The sequence below is a fragment of the Starkeya sp. ORNL1 genome (genome assembly GCF_012971745.1).
In the GTDB taxonomy this organism is placed as follows: Bacteria; Pseudomonadota; Alphaproteobacteria; order Rhizobiales; family Xanthobacteraceae; genus Ancylobacter.
The window spans coordinates 1,605,838-1,625,318 of the sequence record NZ_CP048834.1; the positions used below are offsets into that span (position 1 = coordinate 1,605,838).

Here is a 19,481-nt window from a genome sequence, read left to right on the forward strand (position 1 = left end):
TGAAAAAGCTAGGCAGCGCGGACCCTCACCGGACACCGCATCATGCCGAGCAGCGCCTTCCTCGCCGGGCTCACCGTGAGCCTCAGCCTCATCCTCGCCATCGGCGCGCAGAACGCCTTCGTGTTGCGGCAGGGGCTGCGCGGCGAGCATGTGTTTGCCGTGTGCCTCGCCTGCGCGGTCTCGGACGCGCTGCTGATCGGCCTCGGGGTGAGCGGCTTCCGGCAGATCGCGGCGCTGGCATCGTGGATCGACCCAACGATGCGCATCGGCGGCGCCGCCTTCCTGCTGTGGTATGGCGCGACCAATCTCTATTCGGCGCTGCGCTCGCGCGGCGCGCTGGTTGCAGCCGAGGCGTGCCCAGCCGCGCTCGGCCCGACGCTGGCGACCTGCCTCGCGCTCACCTGGCTGAACCCGCACGTCTATCTCGACACGGTGGTGCTGATCGGCACCATCTCCACGCAGTTCCCCGGCCGGGCATTGGCTTTCGCGACGGGCGCGACGGCGGCCTCCTTCCTGTTCTTCTTCGCGCTCGGCTATGGCGCCGGCTGGCTGCGCCCGATCTTCGCGCGGCCCTCGGCCTGGCGCATCCTGGAGGCCGGCATCGCCTTCACCATGTGGACGATTGCCGCCCGGCTGCTGATGGATGCGGGGGCGTGACGCGCTTGCGTCCCGGCTGGAAGAACGCGGCACCCGCATGATACCGTCGCCCGCCATTCAAGGAGGGCCCCAATGCGGATCCACGCCATCTCTGCCGTACTGCTGCTTTGCGCAACTGGCCTCGCCCAGGCCCAGGAACCGCCAAACCTCGTTGGGGTGTGGAAAGGCTCCTCACTCGCTGTCGGCATCGGCTCCACGCCGTATCGCGTGCCCGATGGGCCGGGACCGACCTTCTACGAGCAGGCGCAGGAATACACCTACACCTTCACCGAGCAGAAGGGCGCCCGCTTTATCGGCACCCTCGCCGCCGGCAAGGGTACCGAGACCGTGCTCGGGTCGTTCCAGCCGCCCTACTTCACCGGCGGCATCTTCATCGACGATGACGGCCACTACACCTTCACGATGCGCGACGCGACCACGATGGACCTGTGCTACGACCACCTTTATCCGAAGTCCAAGGTGGTGGCCTGCTTCACGCTGAAGAAGCAGTAATCCCGCGAAAGGTGGGGCTCTGCCTCACCTGTCGTTGGGGTTCGGGATGGTGCCGAGGCCGGCCTTCAGCGACTGGATTTCCGCACGGATCGGGGCGAACGGGCCGTAGCGATGCTGTGCCGTCGGGAAACTGTCGGCATAGGGCTCGTACGCCGCGTCCACCGGCTTCAGCAGCAGATCGGGATAGTCGCGATCAATGTCGGGCCGCGAGGGGCGCGGCTGCGAGACGACATAGGCAGCGACATCCCAGGCATCCTCCGGCGCCAGCGTCGGCGCCACCCACGAGGTGCCGTTCGGCATGTTGTCGTGGACGAAGTTCGCCAGCGTGATCAGCCGCGCGGCACCCGCCCCGTCATTGAAGCTGTCCGGTCCCCAGAGCGGCGGCACGCCATAGCCGAGGTCCGGCTGCGCCTCGTTGCGCCGGACGCCGAGACCGTCGCGGCGATGGCATTCGGCGCAGTTCTTCGCATAGAGCGGCGCGCCGCGATTCGGATCGGCCGCGCGGTCCAGCTCCGGCATCGCCCCTGCCCCGCCCCCGGCGATTTTCGCGTCCGGGGGAATATTGGTCGAGAGCACCTTGAGATAGGCGAGGATCGCCTGCATCGGGCGCGCGCTCTCCGGCATCGGCCGGCCGTTCAGGCTGCGCTTCATGCACTGGTTCACCCGATCGAAGATCGAGCTCACCTCGCCGCTGCGCGTGCTGTAGGCGGGATAATCGGCGGAGGCCGCGACCAGCGGCAGGCCGAACTTCTTCAGGCCGGCCTGGAGGTGGCAATTGGCGCAGGCGAGATTATTGCCGGCAAAGCGCGCGTCGGTATCGTCGACGTCGGGACCGATATGGGCGTAGGTCGCCTCGATGATCGAGCGCCCATACCGCGCCAGCCGGCCGAACTCATCATCCGGCAAGGCATCGAGGGCCGGCACGTCCCAGAGCACGATCTTCGCGGGGGGCGACTGCGGCGCGGGTGCGGGCTGGGCGAAAGCGATCACGGCGGGAAGCAGCACCGCCGCGCATAGGGCAGCGACGCTGCTCCCGAAGCCGAGCCGAGCCATGCCGCTGATTCCTTTCACGCGAAGTACTGCCGCTCCCGAAGCGGCGCATCCATACCATTGCTCCCCGGCGATATCGAGCGAAGCGCCGGTGCGTTGACAAGCGGATCGGCGCCGCGATCAATGCTCATGGGGGACGCCATGGATTATGTCTGGCAGCACGATCTGAAGGGCGAAGCGGACCGGCTGCGGCTGATGTCGCGCCTGCTCGATCCATCGAGCCGCTTTCGCCTGCTGCGCACCGGCGTGGGCGCGGGCTGGCGCTGCCTGGAGATCGGCGCCGGCAACGGCTCGGTGTCGCAATGGCTGGCGCGGCAGGTGGGACCCACCGGGCACGTGCTGGCAACCGACCTGCACCCCGATCTGATGCAGGGCATTGCCGGCGGCAATCTCGAGGTGCGCGCCTTCGATGTCGTGCATGACGACCCGCCGGGCGCGCCGTTCGATCTCGTCGCGGTGCGCGCGCTGCTGCACCATCTGCCGGAGCGCCGTACTGTGGTCGCGCGCATGGCGCGCTGGCTGAAGCCGGGCGGCTGGCTGTTCGTGCAGGAGCCCGATTTCTATCCGACCTGGACGGTGGAGCCGCCCTCGCAGAAGACGCTGTGGGAGCAGTTCATCCGCTGGGCGCAGGCTCACCAGATCGACTATTATGTCGGCCGCAAGATCCCGGCCTGGGTGCAGCAGGAAGGCCTCACTGATATCAGCGCGCAGGGCCATGCCGAGCTCTATAATGGCGGCTCGGACTTCGCGCAGTGGTGGGACTACGGCCTGCGCGAGATCGCCGGCCGGCTGAAGAGCGAAGGCGGCGTCTCCGATGCCGCGCTCGACGAGTTCCACACGCTGGCGCGCGATCCCGCCTACTGGACCACGACCATCGCCTTCACCGCGACGACCGCCCGCAAGCCCGGCTGACCGGCCCGGCGCGACCCGTCAGCCCGTCGCGGGGATTTCGAGCTTCTCGAACGTCTGTATGCCGTGGCCCTGCTTGCAGGCGCAGCCATACTGGAGCGCGATCTCGTCGACCAGACGAGCGCGCGCGACGCGTGTGCCGGCGATGGTCCGGTCGACCCATTCATCGGGCACGGTCAGCGACATTCCCGGCTCCAGCAGGCACAGGATTCTTCTCAGTTCGTCGCCGTTCAAGCGAACCTCCGTTGTGCGGGTGGGGTGGTGGCACCGGGGGGTGGTATAAGGCGGCGGGAGATGGGGTTTTGTTGACTGACGATGGGCTAGCGCGGGACGGGAACGCCGCCCTTGCGCTTGATCCGAGCGGCAACACGGAAGAGATCCGGCACATTAACCCGCCGATCCGGCCGCTCCTCGACGACGTACAGGCGCTTTAGGGCGAGCAGCAGGCGTTCGTAAAAATCGCGGGCGTTGAGCGTAGGACTGGAGATCTCTGTCGGTATCCTTGGAACATCGCTGCCACCAGGATTGCGCTGAGCGGTAAGCGTCTTCTCAAGGTTCGCGCCCTTGAACTTGCTGAAAACCTCGGCGCGCTCGGCGGGCACGATCAACCCATCGAGCGACTTCATAACCTCGCCCAGCCAAGGGTGGTCCTCCGCCAGTTCAGTCACCCGGTTTGCCGAAGCGTCTTGCACGCTGTCGCGGATTTCCAGGTAGGACAGCGGCAGCGACGCACCGTCGTTCGTCCGCTCAGCGGCCCGTTTCAGCGCCATTAGAAAGCTTCTCGGGCTAGCTTCGCCGCGGGCGTCGGATAGGTGGCTCGGAAGCCAATTGTAGGTCCGACCGCGGCGCACGCCGCCCATGTGCTCTCCGGCCAAGGCCTCGAAGGCACGCTGCTGCGCCAAAGGATCCGAATACAGAGCGGATTGGTCGACTTTGGGTACGAGGATCGACAGGGCGTCTCCGACCTTCGCCGTGTCCAAATAACGGAATAACAGGGCATAGAGATCTACCGCCGTCCATTTCAAGCGCGCCGCGCTGCCCTTGATCTTGGACGCATCCGGGAAGCGCCAGATCTCCTCGTCGTTGAAGAAGTCGCTGCGCAGAAATACTTTGAAGCGGATCGAAGAATAAGAGTCGCGAAGTTCGAGGCCGACTTCAAGGATGCCACGCACCAAGCGACGAATGGCCCCCCAGTCCGTGCCGGCGATCCGGTCGAGTGCGTCGAAGACGATGAGCAACTTGGCCCCATCGCGGCTCAGGGCTGTGTTGAACTCCGCGAGAAGACGCTCTTCCTCCTCCGCGTGCGCATCCAACCAACGACAGGCGCCGGCCCAACCTTTGTCGGATGCGATCTCCGGCGGAAGCCGTTCGTTGAGCGATCGCGCGGCGGATCGCAAGGTCACGAGTCGCCAGATGGTATTGGCCGGAACATCCTTGAGGGCGGATGTCAGAATTTTCGCTGAGGGGTACTCTTCCCGACCGCGAGCCTGAGCGAAGCCCAATTCGACCCTCAGCTGGTCCAGGCGAAGATTGGGGTAGGATAGAGCGGCGCGACGACGAGCATCGTCAAACGTCAGGATGGCGCTCCAGAAAGACTTACCGACGCCGCGGTCCCCTTCAACGACCATTTCGTCGGGATCAATCGCCTGCGCGTGCGATCGCGGGGTGATAAGCAGGTCCAGATCGGGTTTGTCGGTCGCCGACCACTGCGCGATCGACGGCAGGTTCCGGATCGCGGCGCGTACTTTGGAGACAGCGTCAGTTCGGGCGGTCATGGTTTCTGATCTAATCCCAGTCGTTCGATGCACCAACGCGTGAATGCGCCAAAAGCCGCCTCTGCCACCTCCGGATTGGTCTGCTCGGTGAATTCCAGCGGTTCGTATGTCTGATACCGCGGATCAAAGGCGATCGACACCGGATAGTGCGGCGCATCGCTGTCATCGGGCGCGAAGTTGAACACATCGAGATCACCCGCATCGGACGCCTCGTCGTAAAGTCCCTCCGCGAAGACGGTGGCGATCCGATCAAGGAAGCGTTCCGAGGCCACGACGTCACCCGGATTGGCGACCCGTCCGCGAATGGTCTTGAACCGAAGTCTCCAGTCATCGGCCTCGGGGTTGGTCGGCGCGAAGCGCTGGAGGTAGGTAAGCAGCGCCGAATAGGTGACGAACGACTGGTTGCTATCCGCCATGAAGAGCAACACGTCCGCGCCTAGCGCTAGGAGGGGCGCAGCCGAGATCTCGGACAGGCCGGCGCGCGCATCAATCAGTACGGCATCGTATCGGCGCGTCTCGCACGCGCGTTCAATCAGTTCCGTAACGCGCTTCCCGAAGGTGGTGATCCTGCCGTCTTCCGGAGATTCCAGTAGAGATCGCGAAAGCTTACCCAGGACTGTGCCTGGCGACCGAAAGCATCGCACGCCGAAAGCCGGAATGACATCGATCCGGCCCGAGTCTCGGGCGACCGGACTGGTCCCGATCAGGTCGCGGAGCTTGGGAAGTTCGGCGTTAAGGCCCTGGATCGCGCGTTCGGCGAGCCAGTCGAGTGCTCCGAACTCCGGCGTCAGTTCCTCGGGCAGCATCGCTTGGCCCAGACCCGGCGCTTCCAAGTCGAGATCAAGACAAAGAACCGTTCCCCCGCGCATCGCGATATGCGTCGCGAGGACTGTGAGGGCCGTAGTTCGCCCTACCCCTCCTTTGATGCTGTAAAATACCAGTCGCGGCGGCTCCACGGCTACCGGCGCGGGGCTCAAAGTCCAGTCCACACCGGCGAACCGGCGTTCTACATATTTGATCCTCTGATCTCCCACCACCAAGAGTACGGGCTCCGAGCTTGGCTGATCTAGATGAACCAAACGCCCGAACCTTGGCGCATAACGACCGAGGCGCTTACGCAGCGCCTCATCGAGGGCCGAAACCCGAGCTTTTTGGGTCGTCTCAGGCACGAAGACGTGCAACTGGCCCTGGCCGTCGCGGAGGTAAGTAACGTCCGCATCCGCACCCAGTATGTCTTGGACCACTTCAATCGCGATGCGGAGGCTGTCGTCGTAGAAGACCGGATCAGCCATCGTCAGAACCCCTGCATGAGTCTAAGCACCCGCTCAGCGTCGGTGCGCCATTGGTCGACCTGAGCGGAGGGTGTGTACCCCGGGGCCGTATAGCGGTCGTGCACCGACCAGCCCGCAAACAACCCAGACAGCACGGCCAGGATGCGCTGCCCCTTGAGACCCGACAAATTGGGAATCGCCGCGTCTCGAAGGTCTCTTTTCACGTCTGGATCGAAGTGCTTGTTGGGCCGGCTGCCGTCTTCCTCTATGCAGACGGCCTTCACGGCGCACTCGCCGGCTATCCCATAATGGTGGCCGGCATTGTCTAGCCGAGCCTGTTCCCGCAAGAGCTCGGCGTCCTCGAAATGGCGATGCGCCGCGCTTAAATAATCTTCAGCCATCATTCTCAATCCAGATTCTCGACCAAGGTAAAGGCACAGCCTGTAATCCGCTAGCTCGTCCGACAATTCGCACGTCTTTGCCCGATGCCCCATAGGGCATTCCGCGCGTTGCAATGCACACGCGCCTCGAACTGAAGCGAACTCGGACTGCTGTCCAAAGAATTCGGGGACTGTCCAAAGACCGCAATTGGTCAGACATCGCCTTGGCCCGTTGCTCTCGGGATTGCCTGAGAGAGGCCGTTTCAAACGTCGGCTATGGGTCATAAGCAGAAATCTAAGTACTATACGCGGTCCCCTAGCGAAATAGTTGGTCGTGGCGTCTTTCAGCATTCAGAATATGGCTCGCCTTGAGCGCTGGTACCTTTCCCACAATCCATTTGTTAGCATCCAATCAACGCCGTAAAGTAACTGCGAACGTGTTCTGGCCAGCAGCAGTCAGGTGGTTGATATGTGGCGACCGGTCGCTGGCGCATCTGGCGCCGAGATCTTCGCGCTTACCAACAAGCCGCCGATCACCAATTCCAACGCCTACCTCATCCGCACGGCGACGCGCATCCTGATCATCGATCCCAGTACCGAGCCCGCCCAGATCGCGCGCATCAACGAACTGGTGGCCGAGAGCCAGACAGCGGGCAGCCTGACGGCATATGAGCTGGGGGACGCGCGCGAGAAGTGTCGCTGGCCTGAGCGCGGGAGCGGCGTCCGGCAACCCGGCGGGTGCGATCAGGGCTAGTGAACCGGCGGCCCGTTCAGCATCGACGAAAACACGCTCCGGCACGTCGCTCCGCCCTTCGGCATAACCGTAGTCTCCAGCATCACCGGCATCCGGCTCGCGCCCGAGGCCAGCAGCGCGCGCGCCTGCTTGGTGAGCTTCAGCTCCAGGATCAGCTTGCTGGCCTGGCGGAACTTCGTCACCGGGGCGCGGGCGAGTTGCAGGTCGCCTTCCAGCGCCACCAGCCGGGCGGTGCAGGCGGCGCCGGCCGAGCCCTCGCAGACGATCTTCACCAGGCCGTCCTTGGAGGCGTTCAGCTCCAGCCAGCCGCCGCCGACGGCGCAGGCGCGGGCCGGCGGGGGATCGAAGCGCGGCAGGTCGATGGGCGCGCGGCGGGTGGTGAAGTCCAGCGCTTCCGCGAGGTTCCTGGCGTGGCGGTCGCGCGTCGTCATCGGCTCCAGCCCCCAGCGCCACTCGATCATCTTCAGGATCGAGCAATGCTCATAAGGCCCCGAGGTCTCGACCTTGCGCGGCGCGAACGGGCCCATGGCGATGGCCGGCACCCGGAAGCCGAGGCGCTTCAGGTCCGGCAGCGGGCCCGAGCCCGCGAGCTTCGTATCGTCCTGGCAGGCGGGCGGCGGCACGTGATCGTAGAAGCCGCCATGCTCGTCGAAATTGAGCACGAACACCATGCGATCCCATTGCGGGCTCGCCTTCAGTGTGTCGTGAACCTGGGCGAGGAAGCCCTCCGCCACCAGGAGATTGCCCCATGGGTGGTAATCGTTCGAGGTGCCCATGTCCTCGGCGCGGTCGGTGTAGTCGGGATCGACGAACACCACATTTGCGAGCTTGCCGGCGCGCGCATCGGTCCAGAACTTCTCGATCGGATGGGAGATGTCGTCATAGCGCTTGCTGGCGAACAGGCCGGTGACAGGGCTGTCGTGATAGTAATAGCCGGCGCTGAGGCCGGCCTCGCGCACCCGATCGAAGATCGAGGTGTTGATGAGCACCGGCCGGCGCTCGCCCGGCCGCGGGAAATCGCACCAGCCCTCGTCGAGCTGCGTGGTGCCGGTGAGCGCGAACAGCCGGTTCTCCCAGGTCGGCCCCATCATCGATGAGAAATAGGCATCGAACGTGGTGTAGCCCTTGGCGAGCGCGCTGAGGATCGGCAGTTCGTCCTCGCGGTAATAGCCGATGGGAAACCTGTCGCCGACCTTGGCGGTCTTGAGGAAGCCGTCGCAGCGGCCTTCAGCATATTGCACGGCGATGCCGGGCCAGGTGTGGTCCGGATCATCATAGGGGCAACCCTGGAAATCCGGCCCCAGCGGCCAGGTCTCGTGGGCGGCGCCGCTGGTGTCGAGGAAGGAGAGCCCCTGCTGGCGGCCATTGGCGCCGGGCAGCCAGCCCAGCACATGGTCGAAGGAGCGGTTCTCCATCATCAGCACCACGACGGTGTCGAACGGCGCATCGGCCGGCGCCGGCAGGCGGCTGCCGGCCTGCGGCGCCGTCTCGCCCACGGCGTGGGAAGCGGCGCCCATGGCGGCAAGGCCGCCGGCGAGGCCGACGAAACGCCGGCGCGTGTACTTGCGTGCCATCTCTCCACCTCGCCTGTCAGTCTGCCATTCAGGATGAACGGGCGAGGCTAGCGCATGATGCAGTCGCAGGCGGAGCGCGCGGCGCCGGTGTGGCGCCAGTTGCCGTCCCACTTGCCGTTGCCGCAGACGCGCGGACACTTCCACTTGGCGTCGCCATCATTCCAGATCACTCCGGCATCGACGGTTTGCTTGCGGGGCCCGCGCTCGCTCCAGTTCCGCCCGCCCTTGCCCTTCCCTTTGCAGAAGCACACCGAGTTGCGGCCCATCTCCACGGTCTTCCAGTTGCCGTCCCAGCCGTCGCGCCCGCAGGTGCTCGGGCATTTGCGCTGGGCGTCCATGTCGTTCCAGATCGGCCCGGCGGATTGCCAGTCGGCGCGGGCCGGCGCCGTGTGAAGCGCAAGCACGGCAAGCATCAAGACGATGGCCCTGATCAGCATGGTTCCTCTCCCCTGTCGGACGTGTGTCGCCGACTTTTCCGGATGTGCTGCACGTATCGCGCGCCGGCCCGCCGCATCGGCGAGCCGGATGGGGCTAGCCTGGAGGCAGATTGTTGCACCAGGATTTGATGGTGGCCGGCCTCGCCGGTCGGCCGGCCCGCCGTTCAGATCGGATGGAATTCGCGGGGGTAGCGCCAGGAGCAGCCGCAGGTGGCGCGGTCACGACCCATGCGGTGCCAGCTGCCATCCCATGTGCCCGCGCCGCAGGCGCCCGGGCAGATCATCTGCGCCTCGAGGCGGCTCCGGATCGGGTCGGTCTCGATGCAGATCCTCGGTCCGCGAGGATTGGCGGCCAGCCAGTTGTCGTGGCGCCTGCCCTTGCACAGGCAGACGGAGCTGTGGCCCGCCTCCACCAGCTTCCAGCTGCCCTGCCAGCCGACACGCCCGCACACCTGCGGGCATGTGTGCCGGGCTTGCGCGTCGTTCCAGACCTGCCCGGCGGGTCGCCATTCGGCGCGGGCCGGCAGGGTGTAAAGCGCAAGCATGGCAAGCACTAAGATGACGGCCCTCATCAACATGGTGCGTCTCCCTGGCGGGCGCGCGTGACGCCGGCCTTTCCCGGATGTGCTGCACGTCTGGCGAACCGGCGCCGGGTCGGTTTCCCGGCACGCGGCTACCCTAGAGGAAGACTGTTGTACCATGAATCGGGTGCGGCTGGATGGGGTTGCAGACTGGGGTGATGGGCTGAATCCCCATTTCAATATCGGAACGACCTCATCCTGAGGTGCCCAGGCGCAGCCTGGGCCTCGAAGGATGCTCGTCAGCGATGCCCGTTCCCCTGCTTCAGCATCCTTCGAGGCTCGCTTCGCTCGCACCTCAGGATGAGGTGGTTAGTTTTGAGTCAGCCTCGGGATGGCGTGTTCTACTCGCTGAGGACGCCGCTACATCCGCGCGAGCACTACGAGGGTCTCGCCCTTGGCGCCGAGCAGCACGAGCTTGTGGCGCACCGTATCGATGCGCCAGCTGCGCACCGCTTCGAGCGCGGCGAGGAATTTGCGCTCCTGGTCCATCACCGCGGGCGAGCAGGCCATGCGGGTGGTGGCGAGCGGACCGAGGGTGATCGTGGCGCCCTCGACGCGCGCCTTGCCCATGATGCGGTTGCAGCCGCCGGTGCCGCTGATCCGCCCATCACCGGCGATCTCCAGCACGCTCTGCAAATAGTCGATGACGCCGCCGCCGCGAATGTCCTCCGCCAGCCAGCGGCCCGCGGGCGAGGTCGGCGAAGCCGCCACGGCCGTGCCCGCCGGCAGCACGAGCGCGGCGATGAGCGGCAGCAGGATGTGCGACGCGCCTTGTTTCATGAGCCGGCCTCCCGCCTGCCGCATTGGAACAGCCTTGCCATTTGTAGCCATCCGGCGTGCCGCTTAAGATGACCTGTATTCGTCAATGGCCAGTAGTATTCAGGTAGTTCCGATGTGGCGACCGATCGCCGGCGCGCCGGGCGCAGAAATCTTCGCGATCACCAGCAAGCCATCGATCACCAATTCGAACGCCTATATTGTCCGCACGCCCGCTCGCATCCTGATCATCGACCCCGGTGCGGAGAAACCACAGGTCGAACGCATCAATGAGCTGGTGGCGGAAAGCCTGGCGGGTGGCGCGCGGGAGGTGTCGCTGCTGCTCACCCACGCCCATCTCGATCATTTCCGCGCCGTGGAACATCTCGATCCCGGCGGCGTGCGGCCATGGACGCTGGTGCACGCCGAGGGCGCCCGCGCGATCCGCAGGAAGGACCGGCACCACACGCTCGCCATCCTCTACCGCAACGCCGTGATCCCCGACCTCGCCATCGACGACGTGTTCTTCGGCGCCACGCCGCCCGTCGGCGGGCGACGTCGGGTTGAGATGATCGGGGCCAGCCGGACCACCATCGAGAGCTTCGAGATCGCACCCGGCATCGAGCTCGACGTCTATCCGACACCGGGACATTCCACCCGCAGCGTGTCGTTCCGCATCGGCCGCGAACTCATCATCGGCGATGTCCCGTTCGGGGCGAGCCCCGGGCTCGCCGGCTTGAGCGGATGGAGCAGCGAGGCATTGCGCAGTTCCACCCAGACGATCCGCGACCTCATCGCCGCGCACCGGATCGAGATGTGCTGGCCCGGCCATGGGCGCCCGCTTGCGGGAGAGGAAGCGGCCGGGCTGCTCGCCGATGTCGAGCGGCAGCTCGGCGACCTCGGCGAGATCGTGCGGATCGACGAGGAGCGCATCACGCTGCTGCGCCAGTTCGCCATCGAGCTGCTGCGCGAGATCGAACGCCTGATGGCGCTGGTGGGCGCGCGCCTGCTGCTGGCGGCGAGCCATCTCGAGCAATTGGAGGAATCGGAGGAGGCGTCACGGCTCGCTGACGCGATCGACTTCGACGGGATCGACGCGCTGCTGGCGGAGTTCCGCGATTTTGCGCGGGCCTTCGAGCGCGGCGAGCAGCCCGAATTGTCCGTGGCCATGAAGGCGGGCGCGACGGTGGGACGGATCGCGCGCGCGGTGGAGAGCTTCCAGCCGGTCGGAAGCCGGCACGGCACCATGGTCGGGCGCATCGACTATCTGATCGATGCATTCCTCCAGGCAATCCGCGGGCTGGTGTTTCCGGTGCCGACCACGACGACCGACCTCGCCGAGCTGGTGCGCCAGACCCTCGCGCGCGAACAGGCCCCGGCGCATGGCGCCGACGAATTCCTGGAAGCGGCGGACGATCCGCACGGCTTCGGCCATATGCTGGCCGACAATCTGATGTCGTCGCACGCCTTGCGCCATTGCGAGGTGCAGCTTCACGCACCGGCGGGCGAAGTGCTCGCGGAGATAGATGCGGTGGCGTTCCAGATGGTGCTGCTGTCCACGCTGGAGACCCTCGCCGCGCATGGCGACGGGCCCTCGCTCGCTATCGAGATATTCCGCGACGATGCGGCTGCCGTGCTGCGGGTCAGCTCCGGTGCACCACCGGCAATCCCGCCCATCCGAGCGGCGCTCTATCATCGCGCGATGAAGCGGATGCAGGGCACCTACCGTGTCAGCGCGGAGCATGTGACGCTCACGACGATCGCCGTCCGGAACGAGCAAGGGAACGCCTGACGCCGCCGGGCCGGCAGCGCGGGCGCCTCAGTGCCGGCCGCCGCCACCGTGCGAGCTGCCGCTGTGCGACGAGCTGCTGTCGGCCGAACTGCTGCTGGCCGAGCTGTCATGAGCATTGCCGTCGCGAGCGCCGTCGCCATGATGGTGGTGCTGGTTTTCGCCGGACTGCTGCCTGATGGCCATACTGCCATTGGCCGCCATCCATGAAGTCATATCGTTCGCCTGGTATTGCGGCTGCACAGGCGCGCCACCCATTGAGGCGGCGTCGGCGCTGGAGATGGCGGCACCGGCGATCAGGCCGGAGAGGAGAAGGACTGAAAGGGTCTTGCTATGCATGAACTTCACTCCCAATTGCGCCGGCTCCCGCGGAGCTGCGGCGCCTTTCGGACTGAAGCTATGCATTTGAATCCGATGCCGAAATCAGACGTACATATAGGAGGATAGGCGATGCGTTCGCTCGCTCCATACGGGTGTATGGGCAGGCGGCCCGGCATCGTGATCCCGCGCCCGAAGAATGCCGACCGTCAAGGGATGGTGGCTCGGCGGTCTGCATTCTTCAAGGCACGCACCCCATCCGCGGTCAGCCGGATGGCCAACTGGTGAGGTCGCGGGTGAGATGCTCAGCGACGGCCGCCGCCGTGACCGCTGTGGCCCTCGTGGACGCCATCGCCATGGCTGAATTCATGGGCGCCCTGGTCGTAGCCGGACTGCAGGTCGATGGCGGTCTGGCCATTGGCGGCGAGCCACGAATCGAAGGGGTTCACCTGGGTCTGCTGAATCGGCACCCGGCGCAGCGTGGCGGCATCGGCGGTGGAAACGGCGGCGCCGGCGACCAGGCCGGACACCAGGAGGATTGAAAGGGTCTTGACGTACATGGTCGTCTCTCCTGTCAGCACCGCGGGTTGCGGTGATTTGGTGACGACCAAGCTATGGCTCTGAAGGCAATACAGAAATTGAACGAGCATATGGTCCGCTAGGCGATCCGGCGCGCTGTCCGCATACTCTGGTATGGGCATGTCCGTCCGTCATGGCCGGGCAAAGGGACCTCAAGCCGCTTTGCCCGGGGATGACGGACGATCTATCGGCTACGCGTCAGGCTCAGCGCCGGCCGCCGTGCCCGCCGCCATGGCCAGTGTCGTGAGTCGGATGACCTCCAAGGCTGCCGCCGTCATCGGAAGCGGAGGCATCGGGCTCCTGCTCGATGGCCCTGTTGGTATTGGCCGCCATCCAGGGATCGACGATATAGCCGCCATGGTGCCCCGCCTGCGGCACGTAGCGCAGCGGCGCTGCACTGGCACTGGAGACGGCACCAGCGGCGATCAGGCCGGAGACGAGCAGGATCGAGAGGTGCTTCACATGCATTGTCGTTACTCCCTGTCCACACCGGCTCCTGCGAGGCCTTGTGCAAGGCCTCGTGCAAGGCCGGGATAGTTACCAGAGTCTATGACGCGCAAGTCTATGCGGACATAGAACGAAGATTTAGATAACTAAACGATGTGACGGCTTTCCCCATACGACTGTATAGCGACCGTTGCGTCACCTGATGCAGCCGCCGCGCCTCCTGCCCGGTGCGCGCGACATACTCGATGGAGACGCCGCCATATTGGTGGATGCCTTCCGCAGCGAGTTCCAGAACGCCGTTCAACAAAGCGTCATCTCCGCGGCGGCAGCTTTTTCCAAACCGGTGCACAGGCACCGAGCCGGATTACCGTACCCACAACCGCGAGCTACACTCTGCGGCGATTCCATGCCGGGAGGCTTGCTTGCGACGCCGTATCTGGGCTGCCCTCTTCCTGCTGGCGGCGCTCGCCCTCGCCTGGCGCATGGTCGCCATTTCCGGCAATCTTCCCGAGGTCGTCACTGCGGCACGGTTCGAGGAGTTGCGTGCCGACTCCCCGCAATTGCGCGCGTTCCTGCGGCGCATGCCGAAGGGCGCCGACCTGCACACGCACCTTTCCGGCGCGGTCTATGCGGAACGCTTCATCACCTGGGCGGTGCGCGACGGGCTGTGCCTACGCCGTGCCGACTGGGCCATCCTGCCGCGCCCGAATGGCGCCGCAGCGGACCAGCCGTGCGGGGCGGACCCTGCCGTGGTCCCGATCGCGGACGCGGTATCGGGCCCGCGGGGGCAGACGACCTATGATCTCCTGCTCGATGCGCTGTCGATGCGGTGGTTCCTGCCGACACCGGCAATCCCCTCGGGCCATGACCAGTTCTTCGGCACGTTCGGCAAATTCAACGCCGCTACCGGCGGTTCCGACTGGCAGGCGACGCTGGCCCGCATGGCCGAGATGATCGCCGACCAGCTCAGGCAATACGATGCCGATGCGGTGCAGTACGCCGAGTTCATGGTCACCCTGCTGGAGGGCGACGAACGCCGGCAATTGTCGCAGGCGATCGGCACCGAGACCGAGCCGGCGGCGATGCTCGCGGCGCTGCAGAGTGCCGGCCTTGCCCAGTCGGTTACCGGGAGGGCGCAACAGGTCGCGGAACTGGTCAAGCAGATCGATGCCCTGCTCGATTGCGGCAGCGAGCGGCGCAAGCCCGGATGCGGCGTCACGTATCGCTTCATCGCCCAGGTGAACCGCAACAGTGCCCCGGCGGATGTCTTCACCCAGACCGCGCACGCCGCCGCGCTGGTGCGGGCGGCGCCTCATAGCGTCGTCGGCCTCAATTATGTGGGGCCGGAGGATTATCGGATCTCTCTGCGCGACTACCGCATGCACATGAAGTGGATCGGGTTCCTCACCGGCAGCGACGTGCCGGTGGCGCTGCATGCCGGCGAGCTATGGCTCGGGCTGGTGCCGCCGCCCGATCTCGACTTCCACATCCGCGAGGCGGTGGAGGTTGCCGGCGCCCGCCGCATCGGCCACGGCACCGCGGTGGGCTTCGAGCGCGACATGAACGGCCTGCTCGCCGAGATGCGCCGGCGCGGCGTGACCGTCGAGATCGCGCTGACCTCCTCCGACGTCATCCTCGGCGTGCGCGGCACCGAGCATCCGATCACCACCTATCTCAATGCCGGCGTGCCGGTGGTGCTGGCGACCGACGATGCCGGGGTCTCCCGCATCGACCTGTCCAACGAATATTACCGCGCCGCGCACGAACACGGCCTCGGCTACCGCAAATTGAAGTCCCTCGCCCACAACGCGATCACGCATGCGTTTCTCGGCGAGGACGAGAAGCGGCGGGAGCTGGAAAAGCTGGATCGGTCGTTCGCGGATTTCGAGCGGTCGGTGGCGCATGGAGAGACTTGGGTGGAGTGGGTGCAGGCGGTGGCGCTGGGTGCGGTGCTTACTCGGTGAGGGCGCACACCGCATGGAAAGCCCGAGCTTGCCAGTCGAGCCGTGTAGCGGCAGTCCCGGCCCGGGGGAGTTGCTCAAATTGTGCATGCTGGAGTATCAACGCGTCGGGGAGCAGGACAGGGGAAGTCCAGAATCATGATCACGGACGGTGGGGATGCCGATTCCGGCAAGATGAATGAGATCGCTCTGCGCGGGCCTCGGGCGGGACTTATCGACCGCCGGTCGTTTCTGGTCGGCTCGGCGCTCAGTCTCGGCGCGCTCGGGCTGGCCGGTTGCGGGACAGTCGATGGCATGAGCCTCGCCGAGGCGAAGAAGCTCTACGGGCCGCTGCCCGACGAGAAATTCCCGATTCCGGGGGTCGACGTCAGCAAGGTCAATCCGAAATATTATCGCCGCACCGTTCGCTACGACACCAAGGAAGAGGCGGGGACGATTATCGTCGATCCCGGCAATTACTACGTTTATCGCGTCGAGGGCGAGGGATCCGCTACCCGCTATGGTGCCAATGTCGGCCGCGCCGGCTTCCTGTGGAGCGGTGACGCTTATGTCGGGCGCAAAAGCGAATGGGCGACCTGGACACCGCCCAAGGAGATGATTCAGCGTCAGCCCGAGGCGGCCAAATACGCCCGCGGCATGCCGGGCGGCCTCGACAATCCACTCGGCGCCCGCACGCTTCATCTCTATCAGAATGGCGCGTACACGCTCTACACGATCTACGCGACCAGCGATCCCGAGTCGATCGGCTCAGGCGTTACCAGCGGCTGTGTCGGCCTCCTGAGTCAGGACATGATCGATCTCTACGCACGGACGCCGGTCAAAACGAAAGTGGTCGTCCTGCCGGCATAGGCAGCGCGTCAGCCTCCGGTTCAGGCGCCCGTCGGCGGGTAGCGCAAGGAACAGGACCGTTCTCAGGGTCTCAGCGATTAGGCGGGTGGCGATCTCGGGAAGTTCGCCCGATCTGGCCGCCCGAAAGCGGACGTTCCCAACCGGTTGGTGGGCGTCCGCATCGTGAATTGGCCCGCCCCCGGTTAGACCTCGATGTTGGCGAAGCGGCTCCAGCGGGCGGTTCGCGCGATCACGGCGCCGGGCACGGCGTCACGCCCCAGATCTCGGTCGCATATTGTGCGATGGTCCGATCGCTGGAGAATTTGCCCGAGCCGGCAACGTTGAGGATCGCCTTGCGCGCCCAGGCATCCCTGTCGGCATAGAGCTCGCAGAGCGCGCGGTCCGCCTCGAGATACGAGCCGAGGTCCGCAAGGTGCAGATAGCGGTCGCCATTCTTCAGGAGCCGATCCAGCAGCGGGGCAAAGACGCCGCGCTCATTCTGGCTGAAATAGTCGCTCGCTATCAGGTCCAGTGCCGCCCGGGTCTCCGGGTCGTTATGGTAGTGCCAGTAAGGGTCGTACCAGCCGGCGGTGTCCGACACTTGCTGGGCGGTCAGGCCGAACAGGAAGAAGTTCTCCTCGCCGGCCTCCTCGGCCATCTCGATCGTGGCGCCATCGCGCGTGCCGATGGTCAGCGCACCATTCATCATGAACTTCATGTTGCTGGTGCCGCTGGCCTCGTAGCCAGCCGTCGAGATCTGGTTGGAGACGTCGGAGGCCGGTATCAGCCGCTCGGCCAGAGAGACGCTGTATTCCGGCAGGAACACCACCTTGAGCCGCCCGCGCGCGACAGGATCGCCATCGATCGTGCCGGCGAGGTTGTTGATGAATTTGATGATCAGCTTGGCGAGGCGATAAGCCGGTGCAGCCTTGCCGGCAAAGAAGAAGGTCCGCGGAGCCATGTCCGTCGCCGACCCGGTCCGCAACCGGTTGTAGAGGATCACCACGCGAAGCGCATTCAGCATCTGCCGCTTGTACTCGTGGATGCGCTTGACCTGGCAATCGAAGATGCTGTCGGGATCGACGACCTCGCCGGACGCCGCCTTCAGCCAGTTGCTGAAATCGACCTTGGCTTCGCGCTTCGTCGCGAGGAACGTCTGGTGAAAGCCGCGGTCGTCAGCGGAGGGCTTCAGTCTGGCGACCTGGCCGAAATCCGTCACCCAGCCATCGCCGATCACGGTCGTGATGGCTTGCGCCAGGCCCGGATTGGCCAACATCAGCCAGCGCCGCGGGGTCACGCCATTTGTCTTGTTGTTGAACCGCTCCGGAAAGATCTCGGCGAGGTCCTTGACAGTCGCGCTGCGCAGCAATCGCGAATGGATCGCGGCCACGCCATTGGTGCTGTGCGATCCGACGATTGCCAGGTTCGCCATCCGCACCTTGTCTTCCGCGCCTTCCTCGATGAGGCTGACGCGCTCGATGCGTGCCTCGTCGCCGGGGTAGACCCGCCGCACCTCGGAGAGGAAACGCTGGTTGATCTCGTAGATGATCTCGAGCTGGCGCGGCAGCAAATTCCGGAAATAGTGCAGCGGCCACTTCTCGAGCGCCTCGGGAAGCAGCGTGTGGTTCGTATAGGCGAGCGTGCGGCGGGTGATGTCCCAGGCCTCGTCCCATCCCAGATGTGCCTCGTCGAGCAGGATGCGCATCAATTCGGGAACGGCGAGCGTCGGGTGGGTATCGTTGAGCTGGATCGCCACCTTCTCCGGAAAGGTGCTCCAATCGTCGTTGGCGCTGCGAAACCGCCGCACCAGATCGGCGAGCGAGCACGCGACCAGGAAATACTCCTGAACAAAGCGCAGGCCCTGGCCCATCTCCGTCGAGTCATCGGGATAGAGCACGCGGGTCACGGTCTGCGCCGAGATGCCCCCGACGAGGGCGCCGACGAAATCCCCGGTGCTGAACTCCTGAAAGTCGAAGGTATCGTGCGCCGCGGCGTTCCACAGGCGCAGGCTGTTGATCGTGCGACCACCGAAGCCGACGATCGGCCGATCATAGGGGACGCCGACCAGAACCGACGGGCGGTTGGGAACCACCTGCAGGCTCTCATTATGCATCTCGAACGATCCGGCGAGCTTGACCTCGACGGCTTCGCTGCGACGGGAAATCTCCCAGGGGTCCTGCCGGCGAAGCCAATTGTCCGGCCGTTCGCGCTGCCAGCCATCGACGATCGACTGGCTGAACATGCCGTATTCGTAGCGCAGCCCGTAACCCATGGCCGGGAGCTGCATGGTGGCCATGGAATCGAGGAAGCACGCGGCGAGCCGCCCGAGGCCGCCATTGCCGAGCCCGGCGTCGGGCTCCTGGTCGACCATGGCCATGACGTCGAGACCTTGGTCGCGCAGCGCTCGCTCGACCAGCGGGTGCAACATCAAATTGGCGATGTTGTTGCTCAGCGACCGGCCGATGAGGAACTCCATCGACATGTAATAGACCCGCTTCGGATTCTGCCGGTCATAGTGGCGCTGCGTTTCGATCCAGCGCTGCGACAGCAGATAGCGCACCGACCGCGCCGCTGCTTCGAAGCGTTGGCGCTCATAGGCGCCGGCGGGCTCGACAACGGCGTCCGACATAAGATGCTGGACGAACAGTTCATTGAGCCGATCAGCGCCCAGAACCTGGTCGCCCTGCCCGCTCGGCGCCGCTGTCGTTTGTATGTTCATTTCGAGCCCCCTGTCGTCGATCAAGCCCGTGCGATCGGGCTTCCACGTTTGATAGCCGGCAAATCTCAAGAGTGGTCGAGCACGCAATGCGCGTGCAGATCTCGGGTCGGTACTATGCAGAGGGGTAGGCCTCGATCTTTAAGCTTTTGTGACCTCGGTTTCGGCAAGCGACCTATGCAGCGCGGCAAAGGCGGCGCTCGGGTG

At 65.3% G+C, this 19,481-nt stretch carries 20 protein-coding genes; 7 read left to right on the forward strand and 13 right to left on the reverse strand.

What is annotated here, in order from left to right; all coding sequences use genetic code 11:
* The first annotated feature begins 42 nt into the window (after positions 1 to 42).
* Both G3545_RS07775 and G3545_RS07780 read left to right on the forward strand, forming a co-directional pair.
* Positions 43 to 657 carry a LysE/ArgO family amino acid transporter gene (locus G3545_RS07775; protein WP_170011392.1) on the forward strand — a complete coding sequence of 205 codons (615 nt, stop codon included), beginning with the start codon at positions 43 to 45 and terminating at the stop codon, positions 655 to 657.
* A gap of 72 nt (positions 658 to 729) precedes the next feature.
* The gene (locus G3545_RS07780) at positions 730 to 1,149 is read left to right on the forward strand and encodes a hypothetical protein (protein WP_170011394.1); all 420 of its coding nucleotides are present in this window, start codon (positions 730 to 732) and stop codon (positions 1,147 to 1,149) included.
* Between the two features lie 24 nt (positions 1,150 to 1,173).
* On the opposite strand, the gene G3545_RS07785 is transcribed toward G3545_RS07780, so the two are convergent.
* Entirely contained in the window at positions 1,174 to 2,202 is a 1,029-nt protein-coding gene (locus tag G3545_RS07785; protein WP_170011396.1) for a c-type cytochrome, read from the reverse strand.
* A 138-nt stretch (positions 2,203 to 2,340) separates the two neighbouring features.
* Here G3545_RS07785 and G3545_RS07790 point away from each other — a divergent pair, with 138 nt between their 5' ends.
* The gene (locus G3545_RS07790) at positions 2,341 to 3,111 is read left to right on the forward strand and encodes a methyltransferase domain-containing protein (protein WP_170011398.1); all 771 of its coding nucleotides are present in this window, start codon (positions 2,341 to 2,343) and stop codon (positions 3,109 to 3,111) included.
* An 18-nt stretch (positions 3,112 to 3,129) separates the two neighbouring features.
* Here G3545_RS07790 and G3545_RS07795 read toward each other — a convergent pair whose 3' ends face one another.
* From G3545_RS07795 to G3545_RS07810, 4 genes are all read right to left on the reverse strand, one after another.
* Positions 3,130 to 3,342 (reverse strand): hypothetical protein, encoded by a 213-nt coding sequence (locus G3545_RS07795; RefSeq protein ID WP_170011400.1) that lies wholly within the window; start codon positions 3,340 to 3,342, stop codon positions 3,130 to 3,132.
* A gap of 86 nt (positions 3,343 to 3,428) precedes the next feature.
* Positions 3,429 to 4,883 carry a hypothetical protein gene (locus G3545_RS07800; RefSeq protein WP_170011401.1) on the reverse strand — a complete coding sequence of 485 codons (1,455 nt, stop codon included), beginning with the start codon at positions 4,881 to 4,883 and terminating at the stop codon, positions 3,429 to 3,431.
* The gene (locus G3545_RS07805) at positions 4,880 to 6,175 is read right to left on the reverse strand and encodes a hypothetical protein (protein WP_170011402.1); all 1,296 of its coding nucleotides are present in this window, start codon (positions 6,173 to 6,175) and stop codon (positions 4,880 to 4,882) included. The genes G3545_RS07800 and G3545_RS07805 overlap by 4 nt, the downstream gene beginning before the upstream one ends.
* A 2-nt stretch (positions 6,176 to 6,177) precedes the next feature.
* Positions 6,178 to 6,555 carry a HEPN domain-containing protein gene (locus G3545_RS07810; protein WP_170011403.1) on the reverse strand — a complete coding sequence of 126 codons (378 nt, stop codon included), beginning with the start codon at positions 6,553 to 6,555 and terminating at the stop codon, positions 6,178 to 6,180.
* Positions 6,556 to 7,003: 448 nt separating this feature from the next.
* On the opposite strand from G3545_RS07810, the gene G3545_RS07815 reads away from it, so the two are divergent.
* Positions 7,004 to 7,288, forward strand: coding sequence for a hypothetical protein (locus G3545_RS07815; RefSeq protein ID WP_170011404.1), 285 nt, complete (start codon positions 7,004 to 7,006; stop codon positions 7,286 to 7,288).
* Here G3545_RS07815 and G3545_RS07820 read toward each other — a convergent pair.
* From G3545_RS07820 to G3545_RS07835, 4 genes are all read right to left on the reverse strand, one after another.
* The gene (locus G3545_RS07820) at positions 7,285 to 8,862 is read right to left on the reverse strand and encodes an alkaline phosphatase family protein (RefSeq protein WP_170011405.1); all 1,578 of its coding nucleotides are present in this window, start codon (positions 8,860 to 8,862) and stop codon (positions 7,285 to 7,287) included. The genes G3545_RS07815 and G3545_RS07820 overlap by 4 nt on opposite strands.
* Positions 8,863 to 8,909: 47 nt before the next feature.
* Positions 8,910 to 9,299, reverse strand: a complete 390-nt coding sequence (locus G3545_RS07825) for a mannan-binding protein (protein ID WP_170011406.1) — start codon at positions 9,297 to 9,299, stop codon at positions 8,910 to 8,912.
* A gap of 164 nt (positions 9,300 to 9,463) precedes the next feature.
* The gene (locus G3545_RS07830; protein ID WP_170011407.1) at positions 9,464 to 9,877 is read right to left on the reverse strand and encodes a hypothetical protein; all 414 of its coding nucleotides are present in this window, start codon (positions 9,875 to 9,877) and stop codon (positions 9,464 to 9,466) included.
* Positions 9,878 to 10,240: 363 nt separating this feature from the next.
* Positions 10,241 to 10,660, reverse strand: a complete 420-nt coding sequence (locus tag G3545_RS07835; RefSeq protein WP_170011408.1) for an META domain-containing protein — start codon at positions 10,658 to 10,660, stop codon at positions 10,241 to 10,243.
* 112 nt (positions 10,661 to 10,772) lie between these two features.
* On the opposite strand from G3545_RS07835, the gene G3545_RS07840 reads away from it, so the two are divergent.
* A complete protein-coding gene (locus G3545_RS07840; RefSeq protein ID WP_170011409.1) occupies positions 10,773 to 12,428 on the forward strand; it encodes an MBL fold metallo-hydrolase in 1,656 nt (551 codons plus the stop codon).
* Between the two features lie 27 nt (positions 12,429 to 12,455).
* Here the strand turns inward: G3545_RS07840 and G3545_RS07845 are convergent, their stop codons facing one another.
* The 3 genes from G3545_RS07845 to G3545_RS07855 form a co-directional block, all read right to left on the reverse strand.
* Entirely contained in the window at positions 12,456 to 12,764 is a 309-nt protein-coding gene (locus tag G3545_RS07845; protein WP_170011411.1) for a hypothetical protein, read from the reverse strand.
* 284 nt (positions 12,765 to 13,048) lie between these two features.
* Positions 13,049 to 13,303 carry a hypothetical protein gene (locus G3545_RS07850; protein WP_170011413.1) on the reverse strand — a complete coding sequence of 85 codons (255 nt, stop codon included), beginning with the start codon at positions 13,301 to 13,303 and terminating at the stop codon, positions 13,049 to 13,051.
* Positions 13,304 to 13,526: 223 nt separating this feature from the next.
* Complete coding sequence (locus tag G3545_RS07855) at positions 13,527 to 13,790, reverse strand: hypothetical protein (protein WP_170011415.1); 264 nt, start codon at positions 13,788 to 13,790, stop codon at positions 13,527 to 13,529.
* Between the two features lie 401 nt (positions 13,791 to 14,191).
* On the opposite strand from G3545_RS07855, the gene G3545_RS07860 reads away from it, so the two are divergent.
* Entirely contained in the window at positions 14,192 to 15,733 is a 1,542-nt protein-coding gene (locus tag G3545_RS07860; RefSeq protein WP_170011417.1) for an adenosine deaminase, read from the forward strand.
* A 135-nt stretch (positions 15,734 to 15,868) separates the two neighbouring features.
* Positions 15,869 to 16,579 (forward strand): L,D-transpeptidase, encoded by a 711-nt coding sequence (locus G3545_RS07865; protein ID WP_170011419.1) that lies wholly within the window; start codon positions 15,869 to 15,871, stop codon positions 16,577 to 16,579.
* 229 nt (positions 16,580 to 16,808) lie between these two features.
* On the opposite strand, the gene G3545_RS07870 is transcribed toward G3545_RS07865, so the two are convergent.
* Complete coding sequence (locus G3545_RS07870) at positions 16,809 to 19,277, reverse strand: glycogen/starch/alpha-glucan phosphorylase (protein WP_170011421.1); 2,469 nt, start codon at positions 19,275 to 19,277, stop codon at positions 16,809 to 16,811.
* Positions 19,278 to 19,481 lie beyond the last annotated feature (204 nt).

Excerpts from the sequence above, each read along its gene's own strand:
- G3545_RS07855 (WP_170011415.1), bottom strand. The coding sequence starts at position 13,790 with ATGCATGTGAAGCACCTCTCGATCCTGCTCGTCTCCGGCCTGATCGCC.
- G3545_RS07825 (WP_170011406.1), bottom strand. The coding sequence starts at position 9,299 with ATGCTGATCAGGGCCATCGTCTTGATGCTTGCCGTGCTTGCGCTTCAC.
- G3545_RS07840 (WP_170011409.1), top strand. The coding sequence starts at position 10,773 with ATGTGGCGACCGATCGCCGGCGCGCCGGGCGCAGAAATCTTCGCGATC.
- G3545_RS07790 (WP_170011398.1), top strand. The coding sequence starts at position 2,341 with ATGGATTATGTCTGGCAGCACGATCTGAAGGGCGAAGCGGACCGGCTG.
- G3545_RS07850 (WP_170011413.1), bottom strand. The coding sequence starts at position 13,303 with ATGTACGTCAAGACCCTTTCAATCCTCCTGGTGTCCGGCCTGGTCGCC.
- G3545_RS07775 (WP_170011392.1), top strand. The coding sequence starts at position 43 with ATGCCGAGCAGCGCCTTCCTCGCCGGGCTCACCGTGAGCCTCAGCCTC.
- G3545_RS07830 (WP_170011407.1), bottom strand. The coding sequence starts at position 9,877 with ATGTTGATGAGGGCCGTCATCTTAGTGCTTGCCATGCTTGCGCTTTAC.
- G3545_RS07780 (WP_170011394.1), top strand. The coding sequence starts at position 730 with ATGCGGATCCACGCCATCTCTGCCGTACTGCTGCTTTGCGCAACTGGC.
- G3545_RS07845 (WP_170011411.1), bottom strand. The coding sequence starts at position 12,764 with ATGCATAGCAAGACCCTTTCAGTCCTTCTCCTCTCCGGCCTGATCGCC.
- G3545_RS07785 (WP_170011396.1), bottom strand. The coding sequence starts at position 2,202 with ATGGCTCGGCTCGGCTTCGGGAGCAGCGTCGCTGCCCTATGCGCGGCG.
- G3545_RS07835 (WP_170011408.1), bottom strand. The coding sequence starts at position 10,660 with ATGAAACAAGGCGCGTCGCACATCCTGCTGCCGCTCATCGCCGCGCTC.
- G3545_RS07870 (WP_170011421.1), bottom strand. The coding sequence starts at position 19,277 with ATGAACATACAAACGACAGCGGCGCCGAGCGGGCAGGGCGACCAGGTT.
- G3545_RS07805 (WP_170011402.1), bottom strand. The coding sequence starts at position 6,175 with ATGGCTGATCCGGTCTTCTACGACGACAGCCTCCGCATCGCGATTGAA.
- G3545_RS07810 (WP_170011403.1), bottom strand. The coding sequence starts at position 6,555 with ATGGCTGAAGATTATTTAAGCGCGGCGCATCGCCATTTCGAGGACGCC.
- G3545_RS07865 (WP_170011419.1), top strand. The coding sequence starts at position 15,869 with ATGATCACGGACGGTGGGGATGCCGATTCCGGCAAGATGAATGAGATC.
- G3545_RS07800 (WP_170011401.1), bottom strand. The coding sequence starts at position 4,883 with ATGACCGCCCGAACTGACGCTGTCTCCAAAGTACGCGCCGCGATCCGG.
- G3545_RS07815 (WP_170011404.1), top strand. The coding sequence starts at position 7,004 with ATGTGGCGACCGGTCGCTGGCGCATCTGGCGCCGAGATCTTCGCGCTT.
- G3545_RS07820 (WP_170011405.1), bottom strand. The coding sequence starts at position 8,862 with ATGGCACGCAAGTACACGCGCCGGCGTTTCGTCGGCCTCGCCGGCGGC.